The organism is Microlunatus soli, assembly GCF_900105385.1.
In the GTDB taxonomy this organism is placed as follows: domain Bacteria; phylum Actinomycetota; class Actinomycetes; order Propionibacteriales; family Propionibacteriaceae; genus Microlunatus; species Microlunatus soli.
The window spans coordinates 2,250,068-2,276,803 of record NZ_LT629772.1; the positions used below are offsets into that span (position 1 = coordinate 2,250,068).

The 26,736-nt window shown below is 66.2% G+C and carries 19 protein-coding genes; 14 read left to right on the forward strand and 5 right to left on the reverse strand.

All coding sequences use genetic code 11. The features are described from left to right. Positions 1-158: 158 nt before the first annotated feature. On the reverse strand, positions 159-4,583 hold the full coding sequence (locus tag BLU38_RS10460; RefSeq protein ID WP_231920382.1) for a PKD domain-containing protein: 4,425 nt from the start codon (positions 4,581-4,583) through the stop codon (positions 159-161). 389 nt (positions 4,584-4,972) lie between these two features. Here BLU38_RS10460 and BLU38_RS10465 point away from each other — a divergent pair, with 389 nt between their 5' ends. Genes BLU38_RS10465 through BLU38_RS10475 form a run of 3 tightly spaced genes read left to right on the forward strand, consistent with a single transcriptional unit; the run spans position 4,973 to position 8,786 of the window. Next, positions 4,973-6,118 carry a DUF1972 domain-containing protein gene (locus BLU38_RS10465; RefSeq protein ID WP_197680067.1) on the forward strand — a complete coding sequence of 382 codons (1,146 nt, stop codon included), beginning with the start codon at positions 4,973-4,975 and terminating at the stop codon, positions 6,116-6,118. Continuing rightward, a complete protein-coding gene (locus BLU38_RS10470) occupies positions 6,115-7,302 on the forward strand; it encodes a glycosyltransferase family 4 protein (protein ID WP_091524079.1) in 1,188 nt (395 codons plus the stop codon). Before BLU38_RS10465 ends, BLU38_RS10470 begins: the two co-directional genes overlap by 4 nt. A 59-nt stretch (positions 7,303-7,361) precedes the next feature. Further along, positions 7,362-8,786: a glycoside hydrolase family 6 protein gene (locus BLU38_RS10475; RefSeq protein ID WP_157683363.1), complete on the forward strand. Its 1,425-nt coding sequence runs from the start codon at positions 7,362-7,364 to the stop codon at positions 8,784-8,786. Between the two features lie 57 nt (positions 8,787-8,843). On the opposite strand, the gene BLU38_RS10480 is transcribed toward BLU38_RS10475, so the two are convergent. Then, a complete protein-coding gene (locus BLU38_RS10480) occupies positions 8,844-10,469 on the reverse strand; it encodes a glycoside hydrolase family 6 protein (RefSeq protein ID WP_157683364.1) in 1,626 nt (541 codons plus the stop codon). A 555-nt stretch (positions 10,470-11,024) separates the two neighbouring features. On the opposite strand from BLU38_RS10480, the gene BLU38_RS32335 reads away from it, so the two are divergent. The 4 genes from BLU38_RS32335 (at position 11,025) to BLU38_RS10500 (ending at position 14,515) form a co-directional block, all read left to right on the forward strand. Next, a complete protein-coding gene (locus BLU38_RS32335; RefSeq protein ID WP_407939702.1) occupies positions 11,025-11,936 on the forward strand; it encodes a glycosyltransferase in 912 nt (303 codons plus the stop codon). Positions 11,937-12,078: 142 nt separating this feature from the next. After that, positions 12,079-12,903: a sulfotransferase gene (locus BLU38_RS10490; RefSeq protein WP_157683365.1), complete on the forward strand. Its 825-nt coding sequence runs from the start codon at positions 12,079-12,081 to the stop codon at positions 12,901-12,903. A 92-nt stretch (positions 12,904-12,995) separates the two neighbouring features. Further along, a complete protein-coding gene (locus BLU38_RS10495) occupies positions 12,996-13,775 on the forward strand; it encodes a phosphotransferase (protein WP_091524096.1) in 780 nt (259 codons plus the stop codon). A gap of 20 nt (positions 13,776-13,795) precedes the next feature. Next, positions 13,796-14,515 carry an acyltransferase gene (locus BLU38_RS10500; protein WP_091524100.1) on the forward strand — a complete coding sequence of 240 codons (720 nt, stop codon included), beginning with the start codon at positions 13,796-13,798 and terminating at the stop codon, positions 14,513-14,515. A 38-nt stretch (positions 14,516-14,553) separates the two neighbouring features. Here BLU38_RS10500 and BLU38_RS10505 read toward each other — a convergent pair whose 3' ends face one another. Next, on the reverse strand, positions 14,554-14,976 hold the full coding sequence (locus tag BLU38_RS10505; RefSeq protein WP_157683366.1) for a hypothetical protein: 423 nt from the start codon (positions 14,974-14,976) through the stop codon (positions 14,554-14,556). Positions 14,977-15,354: 378 nt separating this feature from the next. Here BLU38_RS10505 and BLU38_RS10510 point away from each other — a divergent pair, with 378 nt between their 5' ends. Continuing rightward, positions 15,355-16,557 carry an IS110 family RNA-guided transposase gene (locus BLU38_RS10510; protein ID WP_157683367.1) on the forward strand — a complete coding sequence of 401 codons (1,203 nt, stop codon included), beginning with the start codon at positions 15,355-15,357 and terminating at the stop codon, positions 16,555-16,557. Between the two features lie 105 nt (positions 16,558-16,662). Here BLU38_RS10510 and BLU38_RS10515 read toward each other — a convergent pair whose 3' ends face one another. Further along, a complete protein-coding gene (locus BLU38_RS10515) occupies positions 16,663-17,889 on the reverse strand; it encodes an MFS transporter (RefSeq protein WP_269458171.1) in 1,227 nt (408 codons plus the stop codon). Between the two features lie 60 nt (positions 17,890-17,949). Here BLU38_RS10515 and BLU38_RS10520 point away from each other — a divergent pair, with 60 nt between their 5' ends. Continuing rightward, positions 17,950-18,270: an ArsR/SmtB family transcription factor gene (locus BLU38_RS10520; protein ID WP_091524107.1), complete on the forward strand. Its 321-nt coding sequence runs from the start codon at positions 17,950-17,952 to the stop codon at positions 18,268-18,270. A 33-nt stretch (positions 18,271-18,303) separates the two neighbouring features. On the opposite strand, the gene BLU38_RS10525 is transcribed toward BLU38_RS10520, so the two are convergent. Further along, positions 18,304-18,960, reverse strand: a complete 657-nt coding sequence (locus BLU38_RS10525; protein WP_231920277.1) for a nucleoside/nucleotide kinase family protein — start codon at positions 18,958-18,960, stop codon at positions 18,304-18,306. A gap of 177 nt (positions 18,961-19,137) precedes the next feature. Between BLU38_RS10525 and BLU38_RS10530 the strand changes: the two genes are divergently transcribed. From BLU38_RS10530 to BLU38_RS10550, 5 genes are all read left to right on the forward strand, one after another. Further along, the gene (locus tag BLU38_RS10530) at positions 19,138-20,940 is read left to right on the forward strand and encodes a glycoside hydrolase family 2 protein (protein WP_091524110.1); all 1,803 of its coding nucleotides are present in this window, start codon (positions 19,138-19,140) and stop codon (positions 20,938-20,940) included. Positions 20,941-21,834: 894 nt separating this feature from the next. After that, positions 21,835-23,115, forward strand: a complete 1,281-nt coding sequence (gene ahcY, locus BLU38_RS10535) for an adenosylhomocysteinase (RefSeq protein WP_197680069.1) — start codon at positions 21,835-21,837, stop codon at positions 23,113-23,115. Positions 23,116-23,161: 46 nt separating this feature from the next. Continuing rightward, positions 23,162-23,518 (forward strand): VOC family protein, encoded by a 357-nt coding sequence (locus BLU38_RS10540; protein ID WP_091532245.1) that lies wholly within the window; start codon positions 23,162-23,164, stop codon positions 23,516-23,518. Positions 23,519-23,685: 167 nt separating this feature from the next. Further along, complete coding sequence (locus BLU38_RS10545) at positions 23,686-25,974, forward strand: family 78 glycoside hydrolase catalytic domain (RefSeq protein ID WP_197680070.1); 2,289 nt, start codon at positions 23,686-23,688, stop codon at positions 25,972-25,974. A 253-nt stretch (positions 25,975-26,227) separates the two neighbouring features. Then, positions 26,228-26,707 (forward strand): DoxX family protein, encoded by a 480-nt coding sequence (locus BLU38_RS10550; protein WP_091524113.1) that lies wholly within the window; start codon positions 26,228-26,230, stop codon positions 26,705-26,707. Positions 26,708-26,736: the final 29 nt, after the last annotated feature.

Sequence of the window (26,736 nt, forward strand, 5' to 3'; positions counted from 1 at the left end):
CCGACCCCACCTCCGCACTGCCGAAGACGACCGGCCCCCCGCCGAGCGATCCGCACGATTCGTCATCGTTTCCCCTTCAAACCCAGCTTCGGGCCGGAGGCCCGGATCACCGGAATCTCTTCCTGGATTGGCGTTCTCAATCATGATCATCTACCTGCTCACGCACCGGCCGCGGCCGACAGCACGCGGAGATTGTCCACCGCAACGGTGACCGGGAAGGTTGTGGTCGTTCCGGACGCATAGCTCCGGATCGCGACCCCGCCGGCTCCCTGGACACTCGCGGTCGCGTCGTTGGCCGTGACCAGCCAGGTCGACGGCTCGGCAGCCGTGCTGGCCCAGACCTTGCCGGACAGCGATGTCGTCGTACCGTCGCCGACGGCTTGGAGACGGATCCGCAGCGCGTCCGTCGCCGTCACGTTCGGCACAGTGGCGGTGGCCAAGATCGTTTCGGTGCCGTTGGCCAGCCTCGACAGTTGGGCGATCACCGATCCGGACGCGGCGAACTGGAGCTTCAACATCTCCTCGGCCGATGCTGTCTTGCGGGCCGAGAAGTAGACATAGGCACCGTTGCCGTTCGGTGTCCGGTCCAGCTTGACGTCCGAGGTGAGCACCAGGTCACGGGACGACACGGCAGCGAGTTGGGCGACATTGGACTGTCGGGCCTGGCTGATCGTGATCTTGCCGACCCCGTCGGCGACGGCGTATTGCGACGCCGTCCCGGAGACGGTCCAGGCCCCACCTGTCGTCGCGCTGCCCCATCCCGACGAGGTCGTCCGGGAGAAGTCATCGGAGGCAAGAGCGTCGTCGGCCGCGGCCACCGTCACCGTGTGGGTCGTGGAGGCGGTGGCGCCCCCGTTGTCAGTGACGGTGAGCTTGACGACGTAGTCACCGGCGGCGGTATACCGGTGCGACCCGGTTGCGCCCGCCCCGTCGGGGGTGCCGTCGCCCCAGTCCCACGAATAGCCGGTGATCGTGCCGTCGGGGTCGGCCGACGTCGTCCCGTCGACCGACACCACGAGATGATCGATCGCTGTGGTGAAGGCCGCGGTCGGGTCCTGGTTCGCCTCGCCGGTCGACGGCGACGTGACGCGCAGGTTGTCGAACGAGGCCGTGACCGGCAGATTCGTCGTCGTCCCCGACAGATAGGTTCGTACGCCGACACTGCCGGCCAGCTGTGCACTAGCGCTGTTGTCGGTGACCGTTCGCAGCCAGCTGGACGGCTCGGTCCCGGAAGCCTTCCACACCTTTGCCGACAGCGTCGCTGGTGCGGTGCCGTCGACCTGGAACCGGACGCGCAGCGTGTCGGATGCGGCGACGCCGGGAACGGTTGCCGAGGTCAAGATCGTTTCCGCACCGGCGCTGAGCCGGGACAGCGACATCACGACCGAGCCGGAGGCGGTGAACTGCAGCTTGAGCAACTCTTCACCGGAAGCGGTCTTTCGGGCTGTGAGGTAGGCGTACCCGCCGCCGCCGTTGGGTGTCTTGTCCATCGACACGTCGGCCAGCATCGCCACGTCCCGGGTCGAGACTCCGGACAACTGCGCCACATTGGACTGGCGGATCTGGGTCATGGAGATGTTGCCGGTCCCACCGGACACCGCGTAGGCGCCGGTGCTGCCGGTCAGTGACCAGGCGCCACCGGTATCGGCCGATCCCCAACCACCGGTCTGGTTCCGGGAGAACTGATCGGCCGCGATGACTCCGGCTTGCGGTTGTTGCACGGTGATCGTCTTGGTGACGGCGTCGGTGGCTCCGTCGTTGTCGGTGACGGTCAGTTTGACCGTGTAGTCACCGGCGGAGGCGTAGGTGTGGGTTGCGGTCTTGCCCGACCCGTCGGCACTGGCATCACCCCAGTCCCAGGCATAGCTCGCGACCGTACCGTCCGGATCAGCCGACCCCGCGGCGTCCACGGAAACGGCCAGACCGTCGGTCGACGCTGTGAAGGCAGCGGTCGGCTTCTGGTTGGCCGCCACCGTGACCGAGTGACTCACCGTGTCGGTGGCTCCGTCGTTGTCGGTGACGGTCAGTTTGACCGTGTAGTCACCGGCCGAGCCGTAGGTGTGGGTTGCGGTCTTGCCCGACCCGTCGGCACTGCCGTCGCCCCAGTCCCAGGCATAGCTCGCCACCGTCCCGTCGGAGTCGGAGGAGTCGGCTGCGTCCACGGTCAGCTTCAGTTCGTCGGTGTTGCTGGTGAACGCCGCGGTCGGCGACTGATTCGGTTGACCGCCGGTGCCGAGCGTGTAGAGCGCCCGGGCATCGTCGGCGCTGAGCACACTGTCGAAGACCGCGAACTCATCGATCGATCCGGCAAAGTTGGAGCTGGATGGTCCCGACGGCCAGCCGCCGAGGTTGTCGCCACCGATCCGCCAGTATCCGGTGTAAGCCTGGGCTGAAGTGACATCGGTCCGGGCCGCGATCTGCTCGCCGTCGATGATCAATCGCATGCCGCCCGATCCCAACGAGGCAACGGCCTGGTGCCAATCGCCATCGTTGTAGGTGTCGGTCGACTGCACCGTCTGGGTCGAGCCTGGATAGACACCGAAGATCACGTGACCGGCGTTGTCCATGTAGACGTGACGGTCGTAGTTGCTGGATGAGCCGTCGTTGGAGTTGCCGAAGCCGAAGATCTTTCCGCCTCGGCCGGTTGTGGTCTTGAACCACGCTGTTGCGGTGAAGGTGTCACGCGCCGAGCCTGCTGAGGTTGCGGCGACGTAGCCGGAGGAAGATCCGTTGAAGCTTGCCGCGGTGTCGGGATCGTCGGTGATGGCGCCCGGCTGTCCGAAGGACACCCCGGATCGGACGATGCCGTCGTTGGAGCCGGACAGGTCCTGCGCGCTGCTGCCGGAGTCCTCCCCGAGCCGCCAGTAGAGACTGGCGTCATCGTCCAGCACCTTGGCACCGTAGGGGCTGATCGAGCCCGCCACGACGGACGCGGTGACCGAACTGCTGGTCACTGTGTTGCCGTCAGGATCGGACACAATCACCTTGTAACTATGGCTTCCCGGTGTTGCCGAGGAGTCGGTGAGGCCGACCGTCGGTCGATCCCAGAAGGTCGAGGACACCGACTTCTGAGCCACCGGATGGGCGGTGTCGTTGTCTCTGATCAGCTTGTAGGTGAGCTTCATGTTGTCGCGGTCCCAGTTGGCACCGAAGGTGACCCGCGCGATGCCCGGGGCCGCGGTGTTGACCGAGATAGGCCAGTTGGACCCGGTCAGTCGAGGGCCCTGCTTCGGTGTCGTCACGGTCCGCTTGGCGAAGCGGACCAGACCGTACTGAGCACTGCCGTTGACCCCGGGGAACTCGCCGCCGAGCGACAGGTAGTTCCCGTTGCCGGTGACCGACCAGGCTGCCTGGCCGACGCCGGTGAACTTGCCGGTGTAGAAGTCCGGGAACCAGTTGATCATGGACGGGCCGGGCGTGCCGTACCAGTCCTTGTAGGTGCCGCCGGCATAGGGATCGTGAGAGAGGGTCCCGGTCGGCTCGGCGGTGAAGGCGATCGCGTGCCGCATGTTGACACCCCAGTCCGGCTCGGACTGGGGGAAGCCGCCGACCGTTCCGCAGTAGTGGGCGTGGCTCAGGGTGTAGACGGTCGCACTGTCGGAAAAGACCCCGTAGGTGTCGCCGTGGCACGCCTCGACCCAGTTGATCTCGCCGCTGTCCGGCTTGGCAGAGAACGCGCCCTCGAGGTTGCCGGTGTTGACATCGGCGAAGCCCCAGCCGGTCCCGAAGACTGAGGTCCCGTCGGTGCTCAACGAGTAGATCCCGGCCTTGCCCGCGTTGGGTCCGGTCGAACTCCCGTTCTTGATCGTGTCGGGCGCCGCCCACGGAAGAGTCGTTCCTGTACTGGAATCCAGTGCGGCCAGGCCCCGTTGGTCGGTTCCGTTGACCTTTCCGAACCGGCCGCCGACGATGATTTTTGATCCGCCCGGCGCCAGCACCATCGCGTCGACCTGGAGGTCCGTGCTGGGTGTCCAGTTCAGCAGCGCACCCGAGGAACTGTAGGCAGCCAGATTGGCCCGGGCGGATCCGTTCGCCGCGGTGAACAAGCCACCGAGGTAGACAGTCGAGTTGGTCGCGACGATCGACGAGACGAAGGAGCCACCGACAGCCGCGGTGAAGGTCGAGAGCAAGGCGCCGGTCGACGGGTTGAGAGCCGCGACCAAATACTTGTTCACGCCGTTGACCTTGGTGAAGTCACCGCCGATGTAGAGCCGCGATCCGTCCGGCGACTTGGTGATCGTCCTGACCTGTCCGTTGACCTGCGGCGCAAAGCCGGGCACCAGGTCACCGGTGGTGATGTCGTAGGCCAACACGTTGCTGCGCGGTGTCAGGTTCGTGCCCTGAGCCGCCCCTGGTGGGCGGGTGTTGGAGAAGTTGCCGCCGACGTAGACGATATTGCCGATCATCACCTGCGACCAGACGACACCGTTGTCCAGTTGGACGGTCGGCAGTGCGTCGGCGCTGACGATGTCGGAGGAGGAGTCCTTCAACGGCGGCGGGCTCGGCAACGGATCGGCCTCGGCTGCTGGCACGGGTGCGCCGAGCAGCAGGCTCGCTGTGAGCAGCCCCAGTGCCGTCAGCACAGCCAAGAACCGACGTTGAATCGACCGTCCGCCCATCTCAATTCCCCCGAATTGTCCAGTTCGCTGCGCGGATGCAGGGCCGACCCCGACGCGTCCGGCGCTCCTGCGATCCCCGACGAATCGCCTCGAACGAACTGACACCTGGTTGCGACCCCAACGCAACGCCAGGGCAAACGGTAACAGTCGGCGGGGCGGCCGTAGGCACAATCGCGATATTCGTCGAGCACGGTTTCGACGCACAGCCCGTGGCAATGAGTAACGGGCTTTCGTCCTGAAGGTATCCAGAAGCCCTCCGGAGGGGTAACCTTCTGCACGCGAGCGATCTGTCGGTGCCGCATCATGTACGTCTTCGGGGGAAGCACATGTCATCCACGTCTTCAGTTGTCTCCATGCCCACGGTGAGGATGCTCGGGACTCGCGGGATTCCGGCAGCGCACGGCGGATTCGAGACAGCCGCGGAAAATGTTGCGCGACACCTGGTCGACCAGGGCTGGCGAGTGATCGTCTACTGCCAGGAGGACGGTTCCGGACCGGTCCGAGAGGATTCTTGGAACGGGATCGAGCGGGTGATCATTCCGGTCACTGCCTCCGGTCCCGCGGGCACCGCTCGGTTCGACTGGATCGCAGCGCGGCATGCAGCCCGCTTCTCCGATCTGTGCCTGTTGTTCGGCTACAACACCGCGGTCCTCAACGTCCTGCAGCGGCTACGCAAGATCCCGCTGGTGATCAACATGGACGGCATCGAGTGGCAACGGGAGCGGTGGGGACCGGCCAAACGCGCCTTCCTGTACGCCAACGAGCGGATCGCCGGCCTGCTCGGCCACGACCTGATCGCCGATCATCCGGAGATCGAACGCTACCTCCAGGGGCGGGTGCCGCGATCCAAGATAACCATGATCCCGTACGGCGCCGACGCCGTTGGTTCGGCGCCCGAACATCCGGTCCGTGAGCTCGGGCTCACCCCGGGGCAATACCTCACGCTGATCTGCCGCCCTGTCCAGGAAAACTCGATCCTGGAGTTGGTGCGGGGCTTCTCGGCAGCGCCCCGGGGAGTCAAACTCGCCATGCTGGGGAATTACGACGGCGCCACCGACGACTACCACCGACGGGTACGGGAGGCGGCCAGCGACGAAGTCGTCTTCCTCGGCTCGATCTACAAGCCGGAGACGACCCACGCGCTGCGGTTCCATTCGCTGGCCTATCTGCACGGACATACGGTCGGCGGCACCAACCCGTCGCTGGTCGAGGCGATGGGCGCCGGCAACGCGATCATCGCCCACGACAACGCGTACAACCGTTGGGTTGCCGGGGCCGGGGCGCTCTACTTCCGGTCTGCCGAGGACGCCGCCGACCGGATGGACCAGGTGATCACCGATCAGCAGCTCCGCCGTCGGCTTGGCGCGGCCAGCACCCAGCGCCACGCGGACCAGTTCACCTGGGAACGAGTTGCCGGTCAGTACCAGGAGCTGCTGGAGGCCAGACTCGTCAAGGCGATGCCGGGTCTCGTCCGAGATCGCGAGCGAGCGCTCCGATGAGGCGTCGGGCTGCCCGCTGGACCGGCAGCCGCAGGCCGGTCCTGGTGACCAACCCGGGAGCGGAGTTGTACGGCTCGGACCGGATGATGTTGGAGACCGTCACGGCCCTGGTGGGGGCCGGTGATCGCGTGTTGGTCGCGGTCCCCGGGGCCGGTCCGTTGTTGGACCAGGTCGAGCAACGCGGCGGCCGGCCGGTGGTCATGTCGACGGCGATTCTTCGCAAGGATGCCCTGCGACCTGCCGGCATGATCAGGCTGCTGCGGGATGCTGTCGGCGGCCTGCTCCCGGCCATCTCCTTGATCCGTCGTGAGCGGCCTCGGCTGATCATCGTCAACACCATCATCACCCCGATCTGGCTGGTTGCTGCCCGACTGACCCGGACCCCGGTCATCTGCCATGTCCACGAGGGCGAAACCGGTCGTTCACCGCTGCTGCGTCGCGCCCTGGTCCTGCCGCTGCTGCTCGCCGATCGGTTGATCGTCAACAGCCGTTTCAGCCGCGGCGTCCTGCTGGACTCGTTGCCGCGGCTGGCTCGGCGATCCGTCGTGGTCTACAACGCGGTCCAGGGACCACCGGCGGTCACCGCCCCACGTTCCGACATCGAGGGCGCGGTTCGCCTGCTCTACGTCGGCAGGCTGTCACCCCGTAAGGGTCCCGATATCGTCGTCGATGCGGTCGCGGAGCTTGCCGATCGTGGCATCGAAGCCGAGTTGGACATCGTCGGCGCCGTGTTCTCTGGCTACGAATGGTTCGAAGAAGGGCTCCGGTCCCGCGTGGCCGACCGGCAGCTCGGAGATCGCGTCCGGTTCCACGGGTTCTCCGACAACGTCTGGGGTTTCGCGGCGGATGCCGACATCAGCCTCGTACCGTCGACCGCCGACGAACCGTTCGGCAACACGGCCGTCGAAGCGGCGCTGGCTGGTCGCCCGTTGATCGTCAGCGCCACCAGTGGCCTGCTGGAGGCCAGCGACGGATTGCACGCCTGCATCGGAGTCGCGCCCGGGTCGCCGGTGGAGATCGCCGACGCGATCGAGAAGATCCTCGCGAACTGGAGCCAGTTCGCCGACGATGCCGTCCGCGATGCTCAGCGGACGGCTGAACGCTACGCGCCGGCTCGCTACGCGGCTGACGTCCTGCAGTCGGTCGCCGCCGTCGGCCGGCAACCCGCCCCGCGCCGGACGTGATCACCAAGCCCTCGCTGCGGAGAGGATTGTGGTCGACGGCTGCCGTCATCGTCGGTGCGATGATCATCTGCCTGCTGGGACCGTCCACCACCGCCTCGGGGCCTGGGGTGGAGTCCTGCCCAGCGCTGCCATCTCCGGTGTATGCCGAACGTTCCTCCGCGGATGCGACGACGCTCGCGTTGGACGGGTCAACGGCGACCTCGAGCGGGGCCGAACGTCCATGGCAGCTCGGCGCGCTCTTCTCCGCAAGTGCGGCTCCGGGTCGCGGACTGATCGGTGCCCATCTGCTGATCGATCCCACCGGTGGCCGGCTCTACAGCTCCGACGCCCGACAGATCGGTGATGCCGTCCGCCGCGGGTATCGCGACGCCGGAGTCCGGTTCTGGGTGCCGGAATCGACCGCCTGCGGTGTCGGTGTCCGACGCTTCGTGCGAGCGGAAGACAGCCGCTATGCGACCACGTCGACCGCGGCACAGAGCCTTGCGGCCGCCGGTTGGCGGGACCAGGGCATTGCCTTCCGAGCCGAACCGCTGAGCGAGTTCCGCTGGCCGGCGACCGACGGCAAGGGCCCGTTGGATCTTCCGCCGTACCTTTCCACCGACTCCGCGGGTTGGTCGGCCTTCCGCGACGCGACCGACCCGGCCGAACGACGTCTGCTCTACCAGATCGCCGCGACCCCGATCGCGATCTGGCTCGGGGGTGCCGCCGACATCACGTCCCACGTTGCTCAGATCACCGCCGCCGCTGCTGCCCGTAGGCAGGCGCCGCACTTCGTGCTGTACGCCATCCCTCGTCGTGATTGCGACGGGTACGCCGCCGGCGGGCTCGCCGATCCAGATACCTATCGCCGCTGGATCGACGGGATCCGCGCCGGAATCGGCGGCCGGCCGGCCGTTGTGGTCGTGGAGCCGGACGCGATCGGGATGTCGTGCCTCTCTCCGGCGGAGGCGACCGAACGCCTGGCGTTGTTGCGCTACGCGCTGCGCACCCTGAGCGCCGATCCCGACACCTGGGTCTATCTCCATGCCGGCAGCGCGGGCCTCGATCCGGCGGTCATCGTTCCGACGTTGATCTCCGCCGGCATCGAGCATGCCCGCGGGTTTGCGGTCAATGTCGCCGGATTCGACACCACCAGCAACGAGGTCGACTACGGCAAGCGCCTGCTGCGTGGGCTGGCCGCAGCCGGCATCGCGGACAAGCACTTCGTCGTCGACACCTCCCGCAACGGATCGGGGCGTCCGGCCGCCGGCTCCACCGGCGACGTGCCCCGGTGGTGCAACCCTCGTGGACGATCTCTCGGTGAGCGGCCGACCCCTCACACCGGCGACGATCAGGTCGATGCCCTGTTGTGGATCAAACCGCCGGGCGAGTCCGATGGCCCCTGCTACGAGGGTGACCCGACCGGATGGTTCGGGTCCTACGCCATCGGCCTGGCATCACGAGCTCTAGCGCGTGGAACGATTGCGGAGCTCCCGCTCCCCTGAGTCGAATCCACCGTTCGCCCGTAATGATCATCTTTCTGCATGCTCATGATGGCATGATCATTTCGGCATCGACACCGCGCGGACAGTTCCATGATCGAGCGCCCGCTCAGTCAGCCCCACGGCATAGGACTTGAACCAACCGGACGGGTCCCCTGGGTGGCAGGTGCCATCTGATTCACCCGGTCGCTTGATCCAGAGGTAGGCGTCGACGATCGGATCGGCCGTCGTCGATGTCGGACGGGATCCGAGCGCCCGGCCGGGCGGATTGCACCAGGCCGGCGCACCCCCGTTGGAACCGGAGTGGCGACCGAGACCGTTGCGCGAAGTATCGATCACGAAATGCTTCTTCGTACCCAGCGCCTTGTTCACGGCCTTTCCGTAGGCGATCTCGTTGGCGGTGGCGTCGAAGCTGGAGACGTTGACGGCGAAGCCGCGCGCCTCCCCGACACCGGCCTTCTTGATCGCCGCTGCCGCCCACTTCGGGTCCAGATTGTTGCTCCCGGCGTGGATGTAGGCCCAGGTGTTTCCACTGGACAGCGTCTTCATCGCGTAGCGGAGCATCGCGTTGCGATCAGCTTGTCGAGCGGTCGACAGGCAGGACATCCCAATCGCATCTGGCTCGACGATCACCACCGCCTTGCGGTTGCCTATGCCCTTGTTCACCGCATCGACCCACTTCTTGTACTGCGCGACGCTGCTCAGACCCCCGGAGGCGTACTGACCACAATCGCGATAGGGGATCGCGTAGAGGACGAATTGTGGCGTCTGATGTCGTGCTGCCGCCTCGGTCGTGATCTTGTCGACCAACCCGCCGTCACCCGACGTGCCACCGAGCCAGATCGAGGTCGGTGTGCTGGCGATCTGATACAACAATCGCTTGTCCTTGGGGTTCTTCTCGGCCTGATACGCCTTCCAGGCGTGCGTGCCCTTGTACAGGTACGGGGATTGCGCCAGCGGTTCGTTGCTCTGTGCGGAGGTCTTGGCGACGGCGGCCTTCGTGGTGGACGGCTTCACGGGCTGTTTCCTGGCGGGGGCGACCTTCTTGGCCGGGCTCTTCTTGACTGACGCCTTCGTGCTGCTCACGACTGCCGGCTTCTCGGCGGCAAAGAACGCGATGCTCTCATAGCTCCAGCCGGCGCGCGACAGCGCCGCCCGTTCGCCCGCCCCCACGGCATACCGTCTGACATCGTTCTTGACGTAGCGATACACCGGTGTCAAGCAGGATCCGCCGGAGGTAGCCGCGTAGAAGTCGACGCCTGCGTCCCGGTAGCCGAAGCTGGATGTCGCCCGGCCGATCTCCCGGGCAGACTTGGTCCACAGGAAGTCTTTTGTTCGCGGGTTGTACAGGCGATGCACCGGCACCAGATCGGCCCCGGCCTTTCGGCTGACCTGGAACGGATCCCCCTGTGATCTGGAGAATCCGTATTCGCCGGTTGCTCGTTGCTTCTCGCGTTTCCAGGTGGTCAGCAGCGTCGCGCTTGTCTCGGGGTTCAGGACACGATAGGTCGGCGTCGTCATCGACCGGCACTGCCGTTGCGCACTCGGCGCCTTCTCGGCGACCGCCGATGTCGGCGACGCAATCGCTAACCCGATCGCCAGCGACGCGGCTGCCGTGACTGCGAGAGCTGGACGCACCGATCCGGGGGAGATCGTCATAGGTTGAGCTCCTTTGGGGATGGTCACGAGGTGGCTCGGAGACCGAAGGGCTTTTCCTTATTCGGATCTAAGCCCAGCAGCGACGAGATGGCAACCCGTGCTCCAACCTGCTGAAGATCTCCGCTGCAGTCACTTCCGATGGCGCGATGGCCGAACCGCGCTACTCCCACCAGGAGTATCGCGGTCGTCCGCTCTCGGGCTCGGCCGTCTGGACCTGGGGCTGACCAGGTGATTCACCCGCGATCACCGAGAAGCGCCCCACCGTTGACCGTTCCGAGTCGTCGCACACCGATGGCCCCGAATTCAGCTTCAACGACGGCTGAGACTGGTGGAATCCTGCGCTCGTCCGGCGACGAAATTAGCAGTCGGATCGTGGGATTACGGTCCCAGTTGTCCGGGCCGGCGCTCCGGCCGAACTCCGTGCCACGGATCACCCGAAACCCCGGCGAAATCGATACCGGTCGTCTAGGCTCTTCGCGAGATGAAGTCGATCATGATCAATAACCCATGACCGCACCAGAACGTCTGGTGATCGGGGTGCTCACCTATCGCCGACCGGACGACCTGACCGCACTGCTGCCGATGCTCCTGACGCAAGCTCGCAGCGTCCACGCGGACCAATTCGAGGTCGAGATCCTCGTCGTCGACAATGATCCCGCCGGGAGCGCTCTCCCCGTCGTCGAAGCCATCCGTTCGGAACATCCCGACGAGATTCCGCTCAGATACGAGCAGGAATCCACCCCCGGCATCTCCGCAGCGCGGAACCGCGCTCTCGCAGCCAGCATCGGTTTCGACCTGCTGGTATTCATCGACGATGACGAGCGACCTACCGATCGATGGCTGCAGTTGCTGGTGGCGTGTCGGCAGGAATACGGCAGCGACGTCGTCCAGGGCCCGGTCGTCTCCGAATTCGAAACCGATCCGGATGAGTGGATCACGGCTGGCGGCTTCTTCCGACGGCGACGGATGCCGACCGGCACGGCTCTCGATGTGGCGGTGACCAACAATCTGCTGCTCGATCTTCGGGTGGTCCGTTCGCTCGGGCTGGAGTTCGATCCGGATCTCGGGACCACCGGCGGCGAGGACACCCTCTTCACCCGGACACTGCATCGGGCGGGTGTCCCGATGGTCTGGTGCGACGAGGCGATCGTGCTCGATGTCGTTCCGACAAGTCGATCCACGCGCCGGTGGGTCCGGCAACGTGCGATCAGCACTGGCAACAGCGCTGCGCTCGTGACGTTGAAACTCGCCGCCGGAGCTCCCGACCGCGTTGTGGCTCGTGCGACGCTGGCAGGGCGGGGCCTCAGCCGCCTTGCTGCCGGCGGGGCGCGGGCCGTTGCCGGAAAGATCGTTCGGTCCGTTGAGCATGAAGCTCGGGGCACCCGTACGTTGCTCCGGGGCTTCGGAATGTCACTCGGCGCCTGCGGCTTTGCCTATCACGAGTACGGACGATCGGGTGCCGGACGCATCGACCGGATCCCACGCCGATCATGAACAGACGGAATTGCGATGGATCGCACGTAAGCCTTCGGTTGGCGATAGCGTTCTCCGAGTGACATCTCGCTCTTCCACGGTCGGGTCGGCTCTGCGACGCGGAATCGTAGCTGCCGGCCGATCGGGCATTCGGGGCTTCGGGATGGCGACGTCCACCTTGCGACCTGATCCGGATTTCCTGCTGATCGGAGCAAAGCGGGGCGGCTCGACCTCCTTCTACTACGACCTGATCACCCACCCGCAAGTGGCGCCACTCTTTCCGCGGCCGGATCATCTGCCCAAGGCTGCCGCAACCAAGGGGATCCACTACTTCGACAGCAACTACTTCCGCGGCCGACGTTGGTACGCCTCCCACCTGCCCTCGGCTCGAGCTCGTCGGGCTCAACAGTCGAGCTCCGGCGGGCCGGTGATCACCGGCGAGGGCTCGCCCTACTATTTGACTCACCCGGAAGCCCCCGGACGGGTCGCCCGTGATCTCCCGAAGGTCAAGATCCTTGCTGTGCTTCGTGATCCGGTCATGCGTGCCCATAGCCATTGGAAGGAACGCGTCCGCGAGGGACGGGAGTCGTTGTCGTTCAGCGAGGCGCTGGCCGCGGAGCAGGATCGAGTCGGAACCGACGCCAGCAAGCTAGCCGATCCGCGTTTCTACAGCTACGCCCACGAGCATCAGACCTACCTGGGACAGAGCCGCTACGGCGCTGCGTTGGAACGGTGGTGTCAGCATGTTCCCAGGGCTTCGATCTGTCTGGTCAGGAGCGAGGACTACTACGCCGATCCGATCGCCGAGCTCGATCGCGTGGCGAAGTTCTTGGAGATCAGCCCCGGCCTGTTCTCCACCGGAGAGGCTCGCAATGCCGCACCGGGAGCCGACCTGCCCGAGTCCGACCGGAGCCAGGTACGGGAGCTCCTCAGACCGGACGCCGAAGTCCTGCGCCGGCTGACCGGCATCAGCTGGGACTGGGTATGAGCGACACAACAGCAGGCGTGTGGTTCCCTCCCGGAGCGTCGGTTGTCCAGCTACCTCGGAACTCCCGGGCAGCGGCTGTCCGAGGCATCACGATGTACGCCGCTTCCGGACGAGCGATTCTGACCGCGCAATGGCTGGCGTGGGCGTGGATCCGTCTGTTCGGCCCGAGATTCTTCCCGGGGCGTAGCGGCCGGCTCGATCTCCCCGAGCTGCGGGAGATCAGCGGCGCGCTCGGGTTCGGTCGACATGATCTGAATGCGGTCGCGACCTATCGCCGGCGTGACGTGCGCGGCGGGCAAACCTTCCTGGCAACGGGATCCGCGGGCTCTTTCATGATCAAGATCCGACAGGGCGGCCGGTCACTCGAACTGGAGCAACGCCTGCTGGCTGCTGCCCAGGAGGCCGACATCTCCGCCTTCAGGACCCCGCGACCGATCGGTGTCGGGCGACTGGGCGACGGCAGGAGCTGGTCAGCTCAGGAGATGGTCTTCACTGCCCCGCACCGACCATGCTTGCGACTCCCCGACGGATTCGAACAAGACCTGATCAAGGTCCTGAGCCGGGTGGACGGCCTTGCGGCGACCCGGGACCGGACGCCGGCACATGGCGACCTGAGCCCCTGGAACCTCCGCCATGATCATCGCGGACAACTGTGGCTCTTCGATTGGGAGGACGCGGAATTGGCGCCGCACGGCGCCGACCGGGCCTACTTCGAAGCGGCCGTCGGGGTCATCCGACCCCGACGCGAGATCCGCGGTGTCGAGCGCAGTGGAGCTGCCTACTGGGCCGAGCGGATCACCGAGCGGCTGGAGACCGGGCATCCGCAGGGGCCGAACACGATCATGTTGCAGCGGCTCAATCGCTGTCTGTGAACCAAGGAATCGGGGATTTCATGAGTCGATCGAGCCGGCTGCTGAGCGTGATCGCGAGCCGGGCCAAGGGCAGTTCCTATGCACTCGACGATCGGATCGAGCTGCCTGATCTGGCTCGGATCTCCGCCGAGCGTGGACTGATGCGGGCACGAGCGATGGCCGCCTTCGGCGAACGCGGGCGCACTGCTTTCGTCGGTTCCCGGGCAACGATCAGGTCCCGACGCAACATTCACCTCGGGCGTTCGGTGACCTTCGGGCCCGGCAGCTTGGTCGATGCCCTGTCGACCGATGGAGTGTGGCTCGGGGACAACGTGTCGATCGGCCGCAACACCCGGATCGAATGCACCGGCAGCCTCAAGTCGCTGGGACACGGGATCCGGGTTGCCGACAATGTCGGCCTCGGTACGGACTGTTTCTACGGCTGTGCGGGCGGCATCACCATCGGCCGAGACACGATCATCGGGAACTTCGTTTCTTTTCATTCCGAGAACCACAACACCCAACGCCTCGACACTCCCATCCGTGAGCAGGGCGTCTCCCATCAGGGCATCACCATCGGTCGCGACTGCTGGATCGGCGCCAAAGCGACGATCCTCGACGGCGTCGAACTCGGCGACGGTTGCGTTGTCGCGGCCGGATCCGTACTCACCGCGGGACACTATCCGTCATTCGGGATCTACGGTGGCGTCCCGGCCAAGCTGCTGAAGCAGCGCCGGCCAGAGGGCGGTCAGGGCGACTGATCAACGTACTCATATCGTTGATCGCCTGGTAGTCACCGCTACAGCGAACGAAGTGCTTCCTCGATCGGCGCACGAGGCGAAGCCGCCACCTCGAACTGCTCAGGAAGGTGTCCGAGCGCCACCAGCATGATGATCACTTCTTCATCGGGCAGCTCGAACGTCGGTAGCCCAGCGGATCGATTGAATCGGTTGTAGGCCGCGAGAGCGGCAATCGCCGCGTACGTGACGCGGTCGTCTCCGTAGCGCGATCGATAGATGTCAAGCAGATCGAGCAGATCAGTACCGTCGCGGCCCCGAACGCCGTTCTCGGACTTGGCAGCACCAGGCCCTTCTCGATGTTGTGGTAGACCGCCGTGATCCGAGCGGCAAAATTTGCCGGCTAGACCGTCGCACCGCGCGACAACCAATACCAAACGTAGCGGGCTCGGTCGTACTCGTAGGATCGTCGGATGAGCCCGCATTTCTGAATCCTGGCCCGGCCGACGAGCAGTTGCCGGACGACGTCGCGCACCGGCGTCGGCGCCAGGCGCTTGGTGCGTTCCCGTGCAGCGCGAATCCGTGCCCGGTCCTGGCCCATGCAGGATCAAGCACGGCGCTATCAGGCCCAACCATCTGTCGCCCGTTACCTTTCTGGTGGCCCTTGAGGCAAGGGCTTCGGTCGCCGGGCTTGGTATGACTTACTGCCCCTGTTGTCAATGATCCGGGGGGTGTTGTCGCCGGGCCGGGTGGCATCGGGTGACCGCTGATAGGGACACGGCCCAGTGAGGTCTCGTCGTAACGTGGCTGCCGGGACTTGATGCCTGATCGGTGACCGACTCGACCGCAGAGGAGAGTCAGCGTTGGATGCAGACGAGCCGATCACGATCTGGTGCGGACTTGACGTCGGCAAGAGTGCCCATCACGCATGCGCGCTGGACAGGCAGGGCCACCGCGTCTTCGATGCCGAACTGCCGCAGGACCAGGAACGCCTGGAACGACTGTTCACCGAGCTAGCTGCTCGAGGACGAGTCCTCGTCGTGGTCGATCAACCCAACACGATCGGCGCGCTGCCGGTCGCGGTCGCTCGGGCGATGGACATCGAGGTCGCCTACCTGCCAGGGCTGGCGATGCGGCGGATCGCCGACTTGCACCCCGGCAGCGCCAAGACCGATGCCCGCGATGCCTATGTGATCGCCGATTCTGCCCGCACCATGCCGCACACCCTGCGCCGGGTCGACGTGGGCGAGGATGTGTTGGCTGAGTTGAAGGTGCTGATCGGATTCGACGACGACCTCGCTGCCGAAGCGACACGGTTGAGTAATCGGATCCGTGGCCTGTTGACACAGATCTTTCCTGCCCTGGAAAGGATCCTGGGCCCCCGCCTGCATACCAAGGCTGTGCTCGCGTTGATCATGAAATACGGCGGACCGCGGGGCATGGCAGCGGCCGGCCGAGCAAGGATGATTACGACCGCTACCGCAGCCAACCGCCGGGGCGCGGCAGAACTCGTCGACCAGATCGTCTCCGCACTGGCCGAGCAGACCGTCACCGTCCCCGGCGCAGCAGCAGCCGAACGCGTCCTGCCCAGGCTCGCCAAGAGTCTGACCGAGGCCCTGGATCAGCGGGCTCACCTGGCAGCCGAGGTTGAACAGGTGCTCGATGCTCACCCTCTTGCCGAGGTCCTGACCTCGATGCCCGGCGTTGGGGTCAGGACCGCAGCAAGAATCCTCGTCGAAGTCGGCGACGCGTCCACCTTCCGCACCAGCGGCCACCTGGCTGCCTACGCCGGCCTCGCCCCGGTCACCCGACGATCCGGCACTTCGATCCGCGGCGAGTTCCCGGCACGTTCGGGCAACCGCCACCTCAAACGAGCGTTCTTCCTCTCCGCGTTCGCAGCACTACGGGCCGACCCGGCCAGCCGGGCCTACTACGACCGCAAACAAGCCGAAGGCAAGAAACACAACGCCGCACTCATCTGCCTGGCGCGACGCCGCTGCGACGTCCTCCACGCCATGATCAGAACCCGAACTGTCTACCGCCCAAAGCTACCCGCAACCAGTTGACATCCGACATAGGGACACCCCCCGACGTGTCAGGTCTTGGCTTCATCTGACAGCCGTGAGTGTGTCGATGAGCGGCATCTCGCGATGCGAATTGCTCGATTCAGGCTAATCGCCTTTCCGTTGCCGGCGTAGATTCGCAGGCGATCTTTCGACAGGATGACGGCGTTCTGGCGCTGTCCCGACGATCACGGCAAGGGCCAGCAACGCCGACACCGCACCGACGACCGGTAGCCACGCCACCCCTGCCACCTTGATCGTCAACCCGCCGACGGCCCCACCCAGCGCGATGCCGACATAGATCGCAGACCCGTTGAGACCGAGCGCGACGGCGGCCAGGTCACCGCTGGCGGAGACCAGCCGATGCTGTTGCGGGACGATGTTGGCACCGGCCAGCAGTCCGAGCACCAGCAGCATGATCAACATCGGCACCAGGCTGTGCCGGGCGGGAGCCAGGACGATCGTCGCCACAGCCGTGCCCGCGGTCGCGACGACCAAGACGCCGAAGGGTCCGCGCCGGTCGATCAGGGTGCCGGCCAGTTGATTGCCGATCACCTGGCCGAGCCCGCGGACGGTCAGCGCGACAACCAGCAGCGCGCCGGTGGCGACCGGTGCGATCAGCACCGGCAGGTAGGACTGGACGGCGAACCCGGGGATCAAGATCAACATCGTGCAGCCGAGCATCGCCAGGATCCGACGGTCGCCCAGCACCCGGAGCCGAGCGCCGAGGGAGGTGACCGGCAACCGGACCGCCGGCAGCAGCGGCACCACCACGGCCGAGACGAGAGATAATCCGGTGATCACCCAGAGCGCGGCTCGCCAGCCCCACCACTGCCCGATCAGCACCCCGAACGGCGTACCGATCACGGTGGAGACCGTGGTGCCCGCAGCGATCGTCGCCAGTGCCCGCCCGCGGCGTTCCGGACCGGCCAGGATGCCGGCGACGGCGTACGCGTTGGACTGGAAGCCGGCGGCGCCGATGGCGGCGACGACCCGGCCGACAGCGACGACCGGGTAGTTCGGGCCGAGCGCCTGGGCGGCCATCCCGATCAGGAAGATGATCATTCCTCCGGCGAGCACCAGCCGCCGGTCCAGCGCGCCGGTGACCGTGGCGATCACCGGCGATCCGACCGCGTAGGCGATGGCGAAGATCGTCATCAGCTGACCGGCCGCCGACACCGACACCTCCAGGTCGGCCGCGATCTGGGGCAGCAAACCGGACAGCACGAAGCCGTCCATCCCGAGGGTGAAGGTCCCGACCGCGAGCAGCCCGAGTTGCCAGCTCGCAACGGCGGCCCCGGAAGCGGAATTGTTAGACGCTTGTCGAATCGTCACAGTGTTGGAGCATACGGTATTGTTAGATGATCATCAAAGGATTTGGAGGAGAGATCCGGGATGTCGCGGATGCTGCCGCAACCGAAGTCCGACTCGATCGAGCTGACCACCGTGCTGGCCGCGCTGGCCGATCCGGTGCGCCTGGAGATGATGCGGGCGCTGCATCGCCAGGCCGAGCCGGTCAACTGCTCGGTGCTGGTCCGCAACACCGGCATCGAAGTGACGCCGCCGACGATGTCACACCACTGGAAGACGCTGCGTGCTGCCGGGCTCACCTCGACCGAGGTGGTCGGTCGCGAGCGGATCATCACCATCCGGGCCGAGGAGCTCGAGCAGCGATTCCCCGGCCTGTTGCGGTCCGTGCTCGATGCCGACACCTGATCGGCCTCTGCCGCCGAGGCCGGAGACCGGCACTCAGGGTTGCTGATCGATCCAGACGTCCGGCTTGAGCATCGACCGGGCGATCAGCTCGGCGTTGCGTTGGTCGCTGCCGTCGGCCCGCTGCTCCGCCTCGACCTGACTGCGGCCATAGCGCAGGTGCCGCTCGATCAGCCGCTGCCGGCGGACCGGCTCGTCCAACTCGACGAACCAGGTCTGGTCCAGAGCGGCATGCACCGCACGCCACGGATCGGCGTCCAGACAGAGATAGTTGCCCTCGGTGACGACCAGCCGAACCTCGGGACCGATCTCGATCCGATGCGCGATCGAGTCCTCGATCGATCGGTCGAACTCCGGTGCGTACACGATCTCGTCGGTGTGCCGGATGCGCTCCAGGAGCCGTAGGTAGCCGATCGCATCGAAGGTCTGCGGCGCGCCCTTCACCTCGACCAGACCATGCCGTTGCAGGACCGCCTGAGAAAGGTGGAACGCGTCCATCCCGACCGCCGCGACCGCGCCGGGCATCTCGTGACCCAGCCGCTCGGCCAGCTCGACGGCCAGCGTCGACTTGCCCGATGCGGGGGCGCCCGCGATGCCGAGGATCCGGCGTCTCCCGCCGGCAGCCCGGACGAGTTGGACCGCTCGGGCGTAGAGCTCGTCGGCCCCGGGACCGGGCCAGCTGATGCGCTGCACGCGGATAACCGTATCGGCAGGGTCGCCCTTCACGGGCGCTCGGTCCTTCGACAAGCTCAGGACCCTTGGCTGGATTGGCGGCCCGTCGACGGGCTCAGGACCCTTGGCTGGGGGTGTTGTCCACGGCGAGTCTTACAACGTTGTACAGCGCGCGGAGATTTGTTAGCCTCAACGCCCATGACGACCGTGCCGAAGCCCGAATACCCGCGCCCCCAACTGCAGCGCGCCCAGTGGCTGAATCTGAATGGACCGTGGCAGTTCGAGATCGACTCCGGGGACAGCGGCATCGACCGCGGCCTGCTCGATCGTGACCTGAATTCCGAGATCATCGTCCCCTTCGCTCCCGAGACCGAGCTGTCCGGGATCGGAAACACCGACTACCTCGAAGCGGTCTGGTATCGCCGGACCGTCAGCATCCCGCAGGACTGGGACGGTCAGCGGGTGCTGCTGCATTTCGGTGCCGTCGACCACGACGCGACCATCTGGGTCAACGGCAACGAGGTCGGCCGGCATCGCGGTGGCTTCAGCTCCTTCACCGTCGAGATCACGGCCCAGGTGACGGCAGGCAGCGATGCCGTTGTCGTCGTCCGTGCTCGCGACCCGCGGGAGGCCGTGCAGGCGCGGGGCAAGCAGTCGCTGAACTTTGCCAACGCCGACTGCCACTACACCCGGACCACTGGCATCTGGCAGACCGTCTGGCTGGAAGCCGTCCCGCAGACCTACATCAAGAGCCTGCGGATCACCCCGCAGCTGGCGTCGTCATCGTTTGCCGTCCAGGCTGCCCTGTCGGCCAACCAGCCGGGCAACTCGATCAAGATCATCTTCTCCGACGCCGGCACCCCGGTCGCCGAGCAGACCGTCCGCGCCGATCTTGATCTTGGCCCGACCGGCACCGTGATCATCGCCGACGACAAGGTACGCGCCTGGTCGCCGGAGGACCCGCATCTGTACGACCTGACCGTGCAACTGCTCGACGAGTCCGGCGCCACGTTGGACGAGGTGACCAGCTACGCCGGGCTGCGATCGGTGTCCCTGGACGGCAAGCAGATCAAGATCAACGGCAAACCGGTCTTCCAGCGCCTAGTGCTGGATCAGGGCTACTGGCCGGAATCGCTGATGACCTCGCCCAGCGACGAGGCGCTGGTCCGCGACATCGAGCTGTCGCTGGCCGCCGGCTTCAACGGCGCTCGGCTGCATCAGAAGGTCTTCGAGGAGCGTTTCTATTACCACGCCGACAAGCTCGGCTACCTGGTCTGGGGCGAGTTCGCCGACTGGGGCGCCGGCGGCTACGGCAAGATCGAAGATCATCAGCAGCCGACCGCGTCGTTCATCACCCAGTGGCTGGAGGTCGTCCAGCGCGACTTCAACCACCCGTCGTTGATCGGCTGGTGCCCGATGAACGAGACCTGGCAGCCGCTGCACGATCGGATCACCCAGCTGGACGACGTGATGCGCGGGATGTTCCTGGCCACCAAGGCGATCGACCAGACCCGGCCGGTGCTGGACACCAGTGGCTACTCCCACCGGGTGCCGGAGACCGACGTCTACGACAGCCACGACTACGAGCAGGATCCGGCGAAGTTCGCCGCCAATCAGGCGGGCCTGGCCAACGACGATCCGTATCTCAATGTGCACGACGGCCGGACGATCTCCCAGCCGTACAACGGGCAGCCGTACTTCGTCTCCGAGTTCGGCGGCATCTGGTGGAATCCGGAGACCGCTGCCGCGGCCAAGGGCACCGATCGTCGCGAGTCCTGGGGCTACGGCGACCGGGTAGCCGACGAGGAGGGCTTCCAGGTCCGCTTCGAAGGCCTGATCGGTGCGCTGCTGGACGATCCGAACATGTTCGGCTACTGCTACACCCAGCTGACTGACGTCTTCCAGGAGGAGAACGGCATCTACCGGTTCGACCGGTCGGAGAAGCTGGACGTCGGCCGGGTCCGCGCCGCCCAACTGCGGCCCGCCGCCTACGAGAAGTAGGTCCGTACCAAGATCAACAACGCGTTGCGCCCCGAGCCCGGTTCCGCTGGGTGTCGGGGCGTCGTGCGTTGGTCATTGAACACCCTTCGGACGCCGCGGGATCGCGCGACGGTCTGATCAGGTGTTCGCGGTTGCCGGTCGGGTGATCGCGAGTGGGATCACCGATGTGATCATCACGCATGCTGCAATCACCAGCCTCGCCCAGCCCGCCCACCACCGAGACCGTCGGCGACACCACCCCGGCGATGCCAGGTGGACCCACCGCGCCGCATTCACCCGGCCGAGCAGATCTGAGGGTGTCGCGAGCGGACGCGTCCTGAACTGCCCGACGCCGTACACGGCCGCCGCCGGCCCGCCGACGACCCGAGCCGTCGCGACGTTCCTCGGCGCGACGCCCTTGTCGCCGATGATCCCAGCAACGGCCGCAGGTGATGCACCGACATCGCGACACACTCCGGCTCCGGGCGGCCATCGAGGAGTCGCCCTCATGATCAACAGTGTGCTGCAACTGCGATCACGAGGACTTCTCCCAGATACCCGACGTTGCGAGCATTCGTCGCCGGTGAGCCGCTGCCGTAACAACCGGAATGACCCTTTCGACTCCAGGTCCCTCCGCCTCCTCGACCGACGGAGCAGCATTTCGCTGATCAAGGAACAGGGGTTGCGGGTGACACCGACCGTGCTAACGTCGACATCGGAATCGCGTCCTCCGGGCGCGGACCCCCGGGCCGAGGGGCGCTGCGACGGACTTCATCCGCCACGCTCGACCCGAGATCTCACTGCTGAAGGGCGCCTCCCGTGAGGAGGTGCCCTTTTCTTGTCGGCCCCGCCGATGCCTGTCGGCGCCCGGGCCGGAGTCTCGTATTCCTTTGTTGATTTGCGAAAGGACTTGTCATGTGCGCGATGCACGTCGCCGCCGCAGACATCATGATCAAAGACCCAGCACTCGCCGACCAAGGCCGCAGCAAGATCGACTTCGCCGCTACCCGAATGCCGGTTCTGGAGACCATCCGTCAGGATTTTGCCGCCCGCCGACCGCTGGACGGACTTCGGATCGCCGGCTGCCTGCACATCACCACCGAGACAGCCAACCTCTGTCGTACCCTGGTCGCCGGTGGTGCCGAGGTGTCGGTCTGCGCCTCCAATCCGCTGTCCACCAAGGACGATGTGGCCGCCGCCATCCATCGCGACTTCGGTGCGGCCGTGTACGCGATCCACGGCTGTGACCGGGACACGTTCTACCGTCAGGTCGAGGGCGCCCTGTCGCACGCTCCGCAGGTCATCGTCGACGACGGCGCCGACCTGACCGCGACGATCCACCGGGAACGCACCGACCTCCTCGAGGGGATCATCGGCGGTACCGAAGTCACCAGCACCGGGGTCCATCGGATGCGCAGCATGGAACGTGACGGCACCCTGGGTTACCCGGTCGTCCCACTCAATGACGCGCTCACCAAACACCTCTTCGACAACCGCTACGGCACCGGTCAGAACACCGTCGACGGCATCCTCCGGGCAGCCCACGTGCTGTTCGCCGGCTCGGTGCTGGTGGTAGCCGGTTACGGCTGGTGCGGCCGCGGCATCGCAACGCGTGCCTCCGGCATGGGCGCCCGGGTGATCGTTGTCGAGGTCGACCCGATCAAGGCGTTGGAAGCGGTGCTGGACGGCTACGACGTGATGCCGATGGGTGAGGCCGCACGACACGGCGACATCTTCGTCACTGCCACCGGCAACCGGGACGTGATCACCATCGATCACCTGATGATCATGAAGACCGGCGCCATCGTCTGCAACTCCGGACACTTCGACATCGAGATCGACGTGGCCGGTCTGAAGGCTCAGGCCACCGCAGCCCGCCCGGTCCGGCCGGACGCGGTCGAGTACACCCTGCCCAGCGGCAGCACCGTCATCCTGCTTGCTGACGGACGCCTCGTCGGGCAGAGCGCAGCCGAGGCATCACCACCCGACGTGATGGATCTCAGCTTCTCCACCCAGGCACTGCTGATCGAGTATCTTGCGGCCAACGCTGCCCGTCTCACCCCTGCCGTGCATCCGGTGCCGCGATCGATCGAAGATCAGGTCGCCGAGCAGAAGCTCCGTTCGATGGGACACCTGATCGAAGGACTCAGCGAAGCGCAACACGCCTACCTCAACAGCTGGCAGACCGGCACCTGAGTAACGGCCGCCGACTCCCACCGAACAGATGATCATGGAGACCGACATGCCCAATCGCTGGGCCTCGATAACCGTCGACTGCGCCGATCCGGATCGCCTCGCAGCATTCTGGGGCACCCTGCTGGATCTGCCGGCCGATCCCGATCCGCTCCCCGGCTGGGCCGGACTGGCCCGGGATCGGCCTCCGCTGCCCCGGATCAATTTCCAGCCGGTGACCGAGCCCAAACGGGCCAAGGTCCGGATCCACCTGGACGTCGCCGTCGACGACATCGACCGCGGCATCGCCCAGGTGCTGGAACTCGGCGGTGCCGCCACCGGCGAGCGGCACGACTACGACGAAGGCGTTGTCGTCGTGATGGCAGATCCGGAGGGCAACGAGTTCTGCCTGGTCGAGTACTACTGACCATCCACGAAGACAGAGGGATGATGGGGAAACCCGGACCGGGCCCGCCGCCACGGGTTTCCCCAATCCGACAGTTTGCCGGTGGTCTCTTGACACCCGTGAGGCAGGCTGGTTCGCTAGTGGCGTTAGAACGTTTCAAACCCTTCAGACAAAGGACGGAACTTCCAATGGCGGAAGAGGCTGCGCTCTCCGGCGCGACCATGATCGCTGCCGACGACGACTTCGCCGGCGCCCCCCGACTGCGTACCGAGTTCACCCTCGACGCCGGCCACGGCGACGTCACCGCGGCCACCCTGACCGTGACCGCTCTCGGCGTCGTCGAGGTGGAGATCAACGGCAAGCCGATCGCCCCCGACGTCTTGACCCCTGGCTGGAGCAGCTACGAGTGGCGGCTGCGTCACCGCAGCTACGACGTCGCCGGTTTGCTGCCCGCCGCCGGCGAACCCGCCGTGCTCGGCGCCGCGCTGGGCAACGGCTGGTATCGCGGCCGGCTCGGCTTCACCGGCGGCAACGCCCTGTACGGCGACGAGCTCGGCCTGCTCGCCCGGCTTGACCTGACCTACGCCGACGGGCACACCCAGACCGTGGTCACCGATGAGAGCTGGCAGGCCGGCCCGAGCACCACCACCGACAACCAGATCTACGACGGGCAGACGATCGACGCTCGGCGTGCAACGCCCGGCTGGGACTCCCCCGGTTTTGCTGCCGAGGGCTGGGTCGGCGTGCACGCACTCGATTTCGATCATGGTCTGCTGACCGAACCGATCGGTCCGCCGGTGATCCGGCACGAGTCGATCACGCCGGTGGCGATCAACACCTCCCCGTCCGGCAAGACCTTGATCGACTTCGGGCAGAACCTGGTCGGCTGGCTGCGCTTCACCGTCAGCGGCCCGGAGGGCCAGGAGATCGTGATCCGGCATGCCGAGGTGCTGGAGCACGACGAGCTCGGATCGCGGCCGTTGCGGACCGCCAAGGCGACCGACCGCTTCATCCTGTCCGGTGGCGAGGACTTCTTCGAACCCACCAAGACCTTCCACGGTTTCCGGTACGCCGAGGTCGAGGGCTGGCCGGGCGAGCTCACCCTGGAGTCGGCGACCGCCGCCGGGCTCGAAGCCGTCGTGGTCAGCTCCGAACTGGAACGGATCGGCACCTTCGCCTGCTCCGACGACCTGGTCAATCAGCTGCACCACAACGTGGTCTGGGGTCAGCGCGGCAACTTCCTGGACGTCCCGACCGACTGCCCGCAGCGTGACGAGCGGCTCGGCTGGACGGGTGACATCGCCGCCTTCGCTCCGACCGCGGCGTACCTGTTCGACGTACACAGCTTCCTCGCCGACTGGCTGCGTGATCTTCGAGCCGAGCAGCTCGACGCCAACGGCCGGGTGCCGTATGTGGCGCCGGACGTGATCAAGTACCGCAGCTCCGAACGCCCGGATACCCATCAGTCGGTGACCGCGATCTGGGGCGACGCCGCGGTCTGGGTGCCGTGGACGCTGTACCAGGCCTACGGCGACCAAGCGGTGCTGGAGAACCAGTACGACTCGATGGTCGCCCACGTCGACGCGACCGAGAAGCTGTTGTCGGCCAACGGGACCTGGGATACCGGCTTCCAGTTCGCCGACTGGCTCGACCCGGACGCACCGCCGGACGATGCCGCGGCGGCCAAGGCGGACAAGGGTGTGGTGGCGACCGCCTGCGCCTATCGCAGTGCCGACCTGCTGGCCCGCATCGCCACGGCGCTGGGCAAGTCCGGTGATCATGATCGTTACGCCGATCTGGCAGGACGCCTGCGAGAGGCGTTCAACAACGCCTACGTCGATGATCAAGGAATCGTCCTGAGCGATTGTGCAACGGTCTATGCCCTGGCGATCCATTTCGGCCTGCTGGACGAGGACAAGAAGGCCGCTGCCGGCAACCGGCTGGCCGAGCTGGCGGAGAAGGCCGGCTATCGGGTGTCCACCGGATTTGCCGGTACGCCGTTCGTCACCTGGGCACTCAGCGAGACCGGGCACACCGACGTGGCCTACAGGCTGCTGCTGGAGAAGGAATGCCCGTCCTGGCTGTATCCGATCACGATGGGCGCCACCACGATCTGGGAACGTTGGGACTCGATGCTCCCCGACGGGTCGATCAACCCCGGCGAGATGACCAGCTTCAACCACTACGCGTTGGGTGCGGTCGCGGACTGGATGCACAAGGTGGTGCTCGGGATCGACGCTGCCGAGCCCGGCTACAGCAAGATCAGCATCGCCCCGCAGCCTGGTGGCGACCTGACCTGGGCGCGCGGTGCACTGATCACACCGCACGGTGAGGTGCGCAGCTCGTGGGCGGTTGCCGGCGACCAGTTCACCCTGGACGTCTCGATCCCCGACGGCAGCAGCGCCGAGGTCCGGCTTCCCGGCCAAGACCCGCAGCCGGTGAGCAGCGGCGACCACCGGTTCACCGCCACGCTCTGACCCAGCGGTCCCTGAGCCTGTCGAAGGGGCTCTGAACCTTTACCGACATGCTCAGGGACCTGTTCGGGTGCCCTTCGACAGGCTCAGGGACCTAGTTGGCTCCATAGAGCTCTCGATATCGGCGGCAAGGAAAGAATCTTCGAGAAAAGTTCCACGGAGGGTGTCGATCTGTGGGGCTCCGGTCCGACGCATAGGCAAAGGGCAACACAGCCCGACACCCGGCCGACAGGCCGACGTCCTCCAGGAGCTAGCAATGTCGCAGACCACCACCCCGGCCGCCGGAACCGTCCGCGTCGACCAGGTCACCACCTCCGATCAAGACTCCACCTCCAGCCGCTACAGCACCAAGCAGCGCGTCGCCACCGTCGTCGTCTTCGTCCTCCGACTCGCCCTGGCGCTGATCTTCCTCCAGGCGGCCTTCAGCAAGCTGACCCTCAACGAACAGGCCCGGGCCGGTTTCGCCACCCTCGGTGGCGACCCGATGTTGATCTTCGTCGGACTGCTCGAACTGGCGGGCGCGATCGGGCTGATGGTCCCGATCCTGTCCGGTTTCGCCTCGATCGGCCTGAGCGCCCTGCTGGTGATCATCACCGTCGTCACCGCGGTCATGATGCCGGCCATGCTGGCGATGCCGGTCGGCTGCCTCGTGCTGGCCCTGGCCCTGGTCTACCTGCGTCGGCGGCAGACCGTTCGGCTGGCCCGCTTCGTCCGCCGGGTCGCCACCCGTTCGTGACCGTACGCCACCGGCCGGCACCCCGGTCA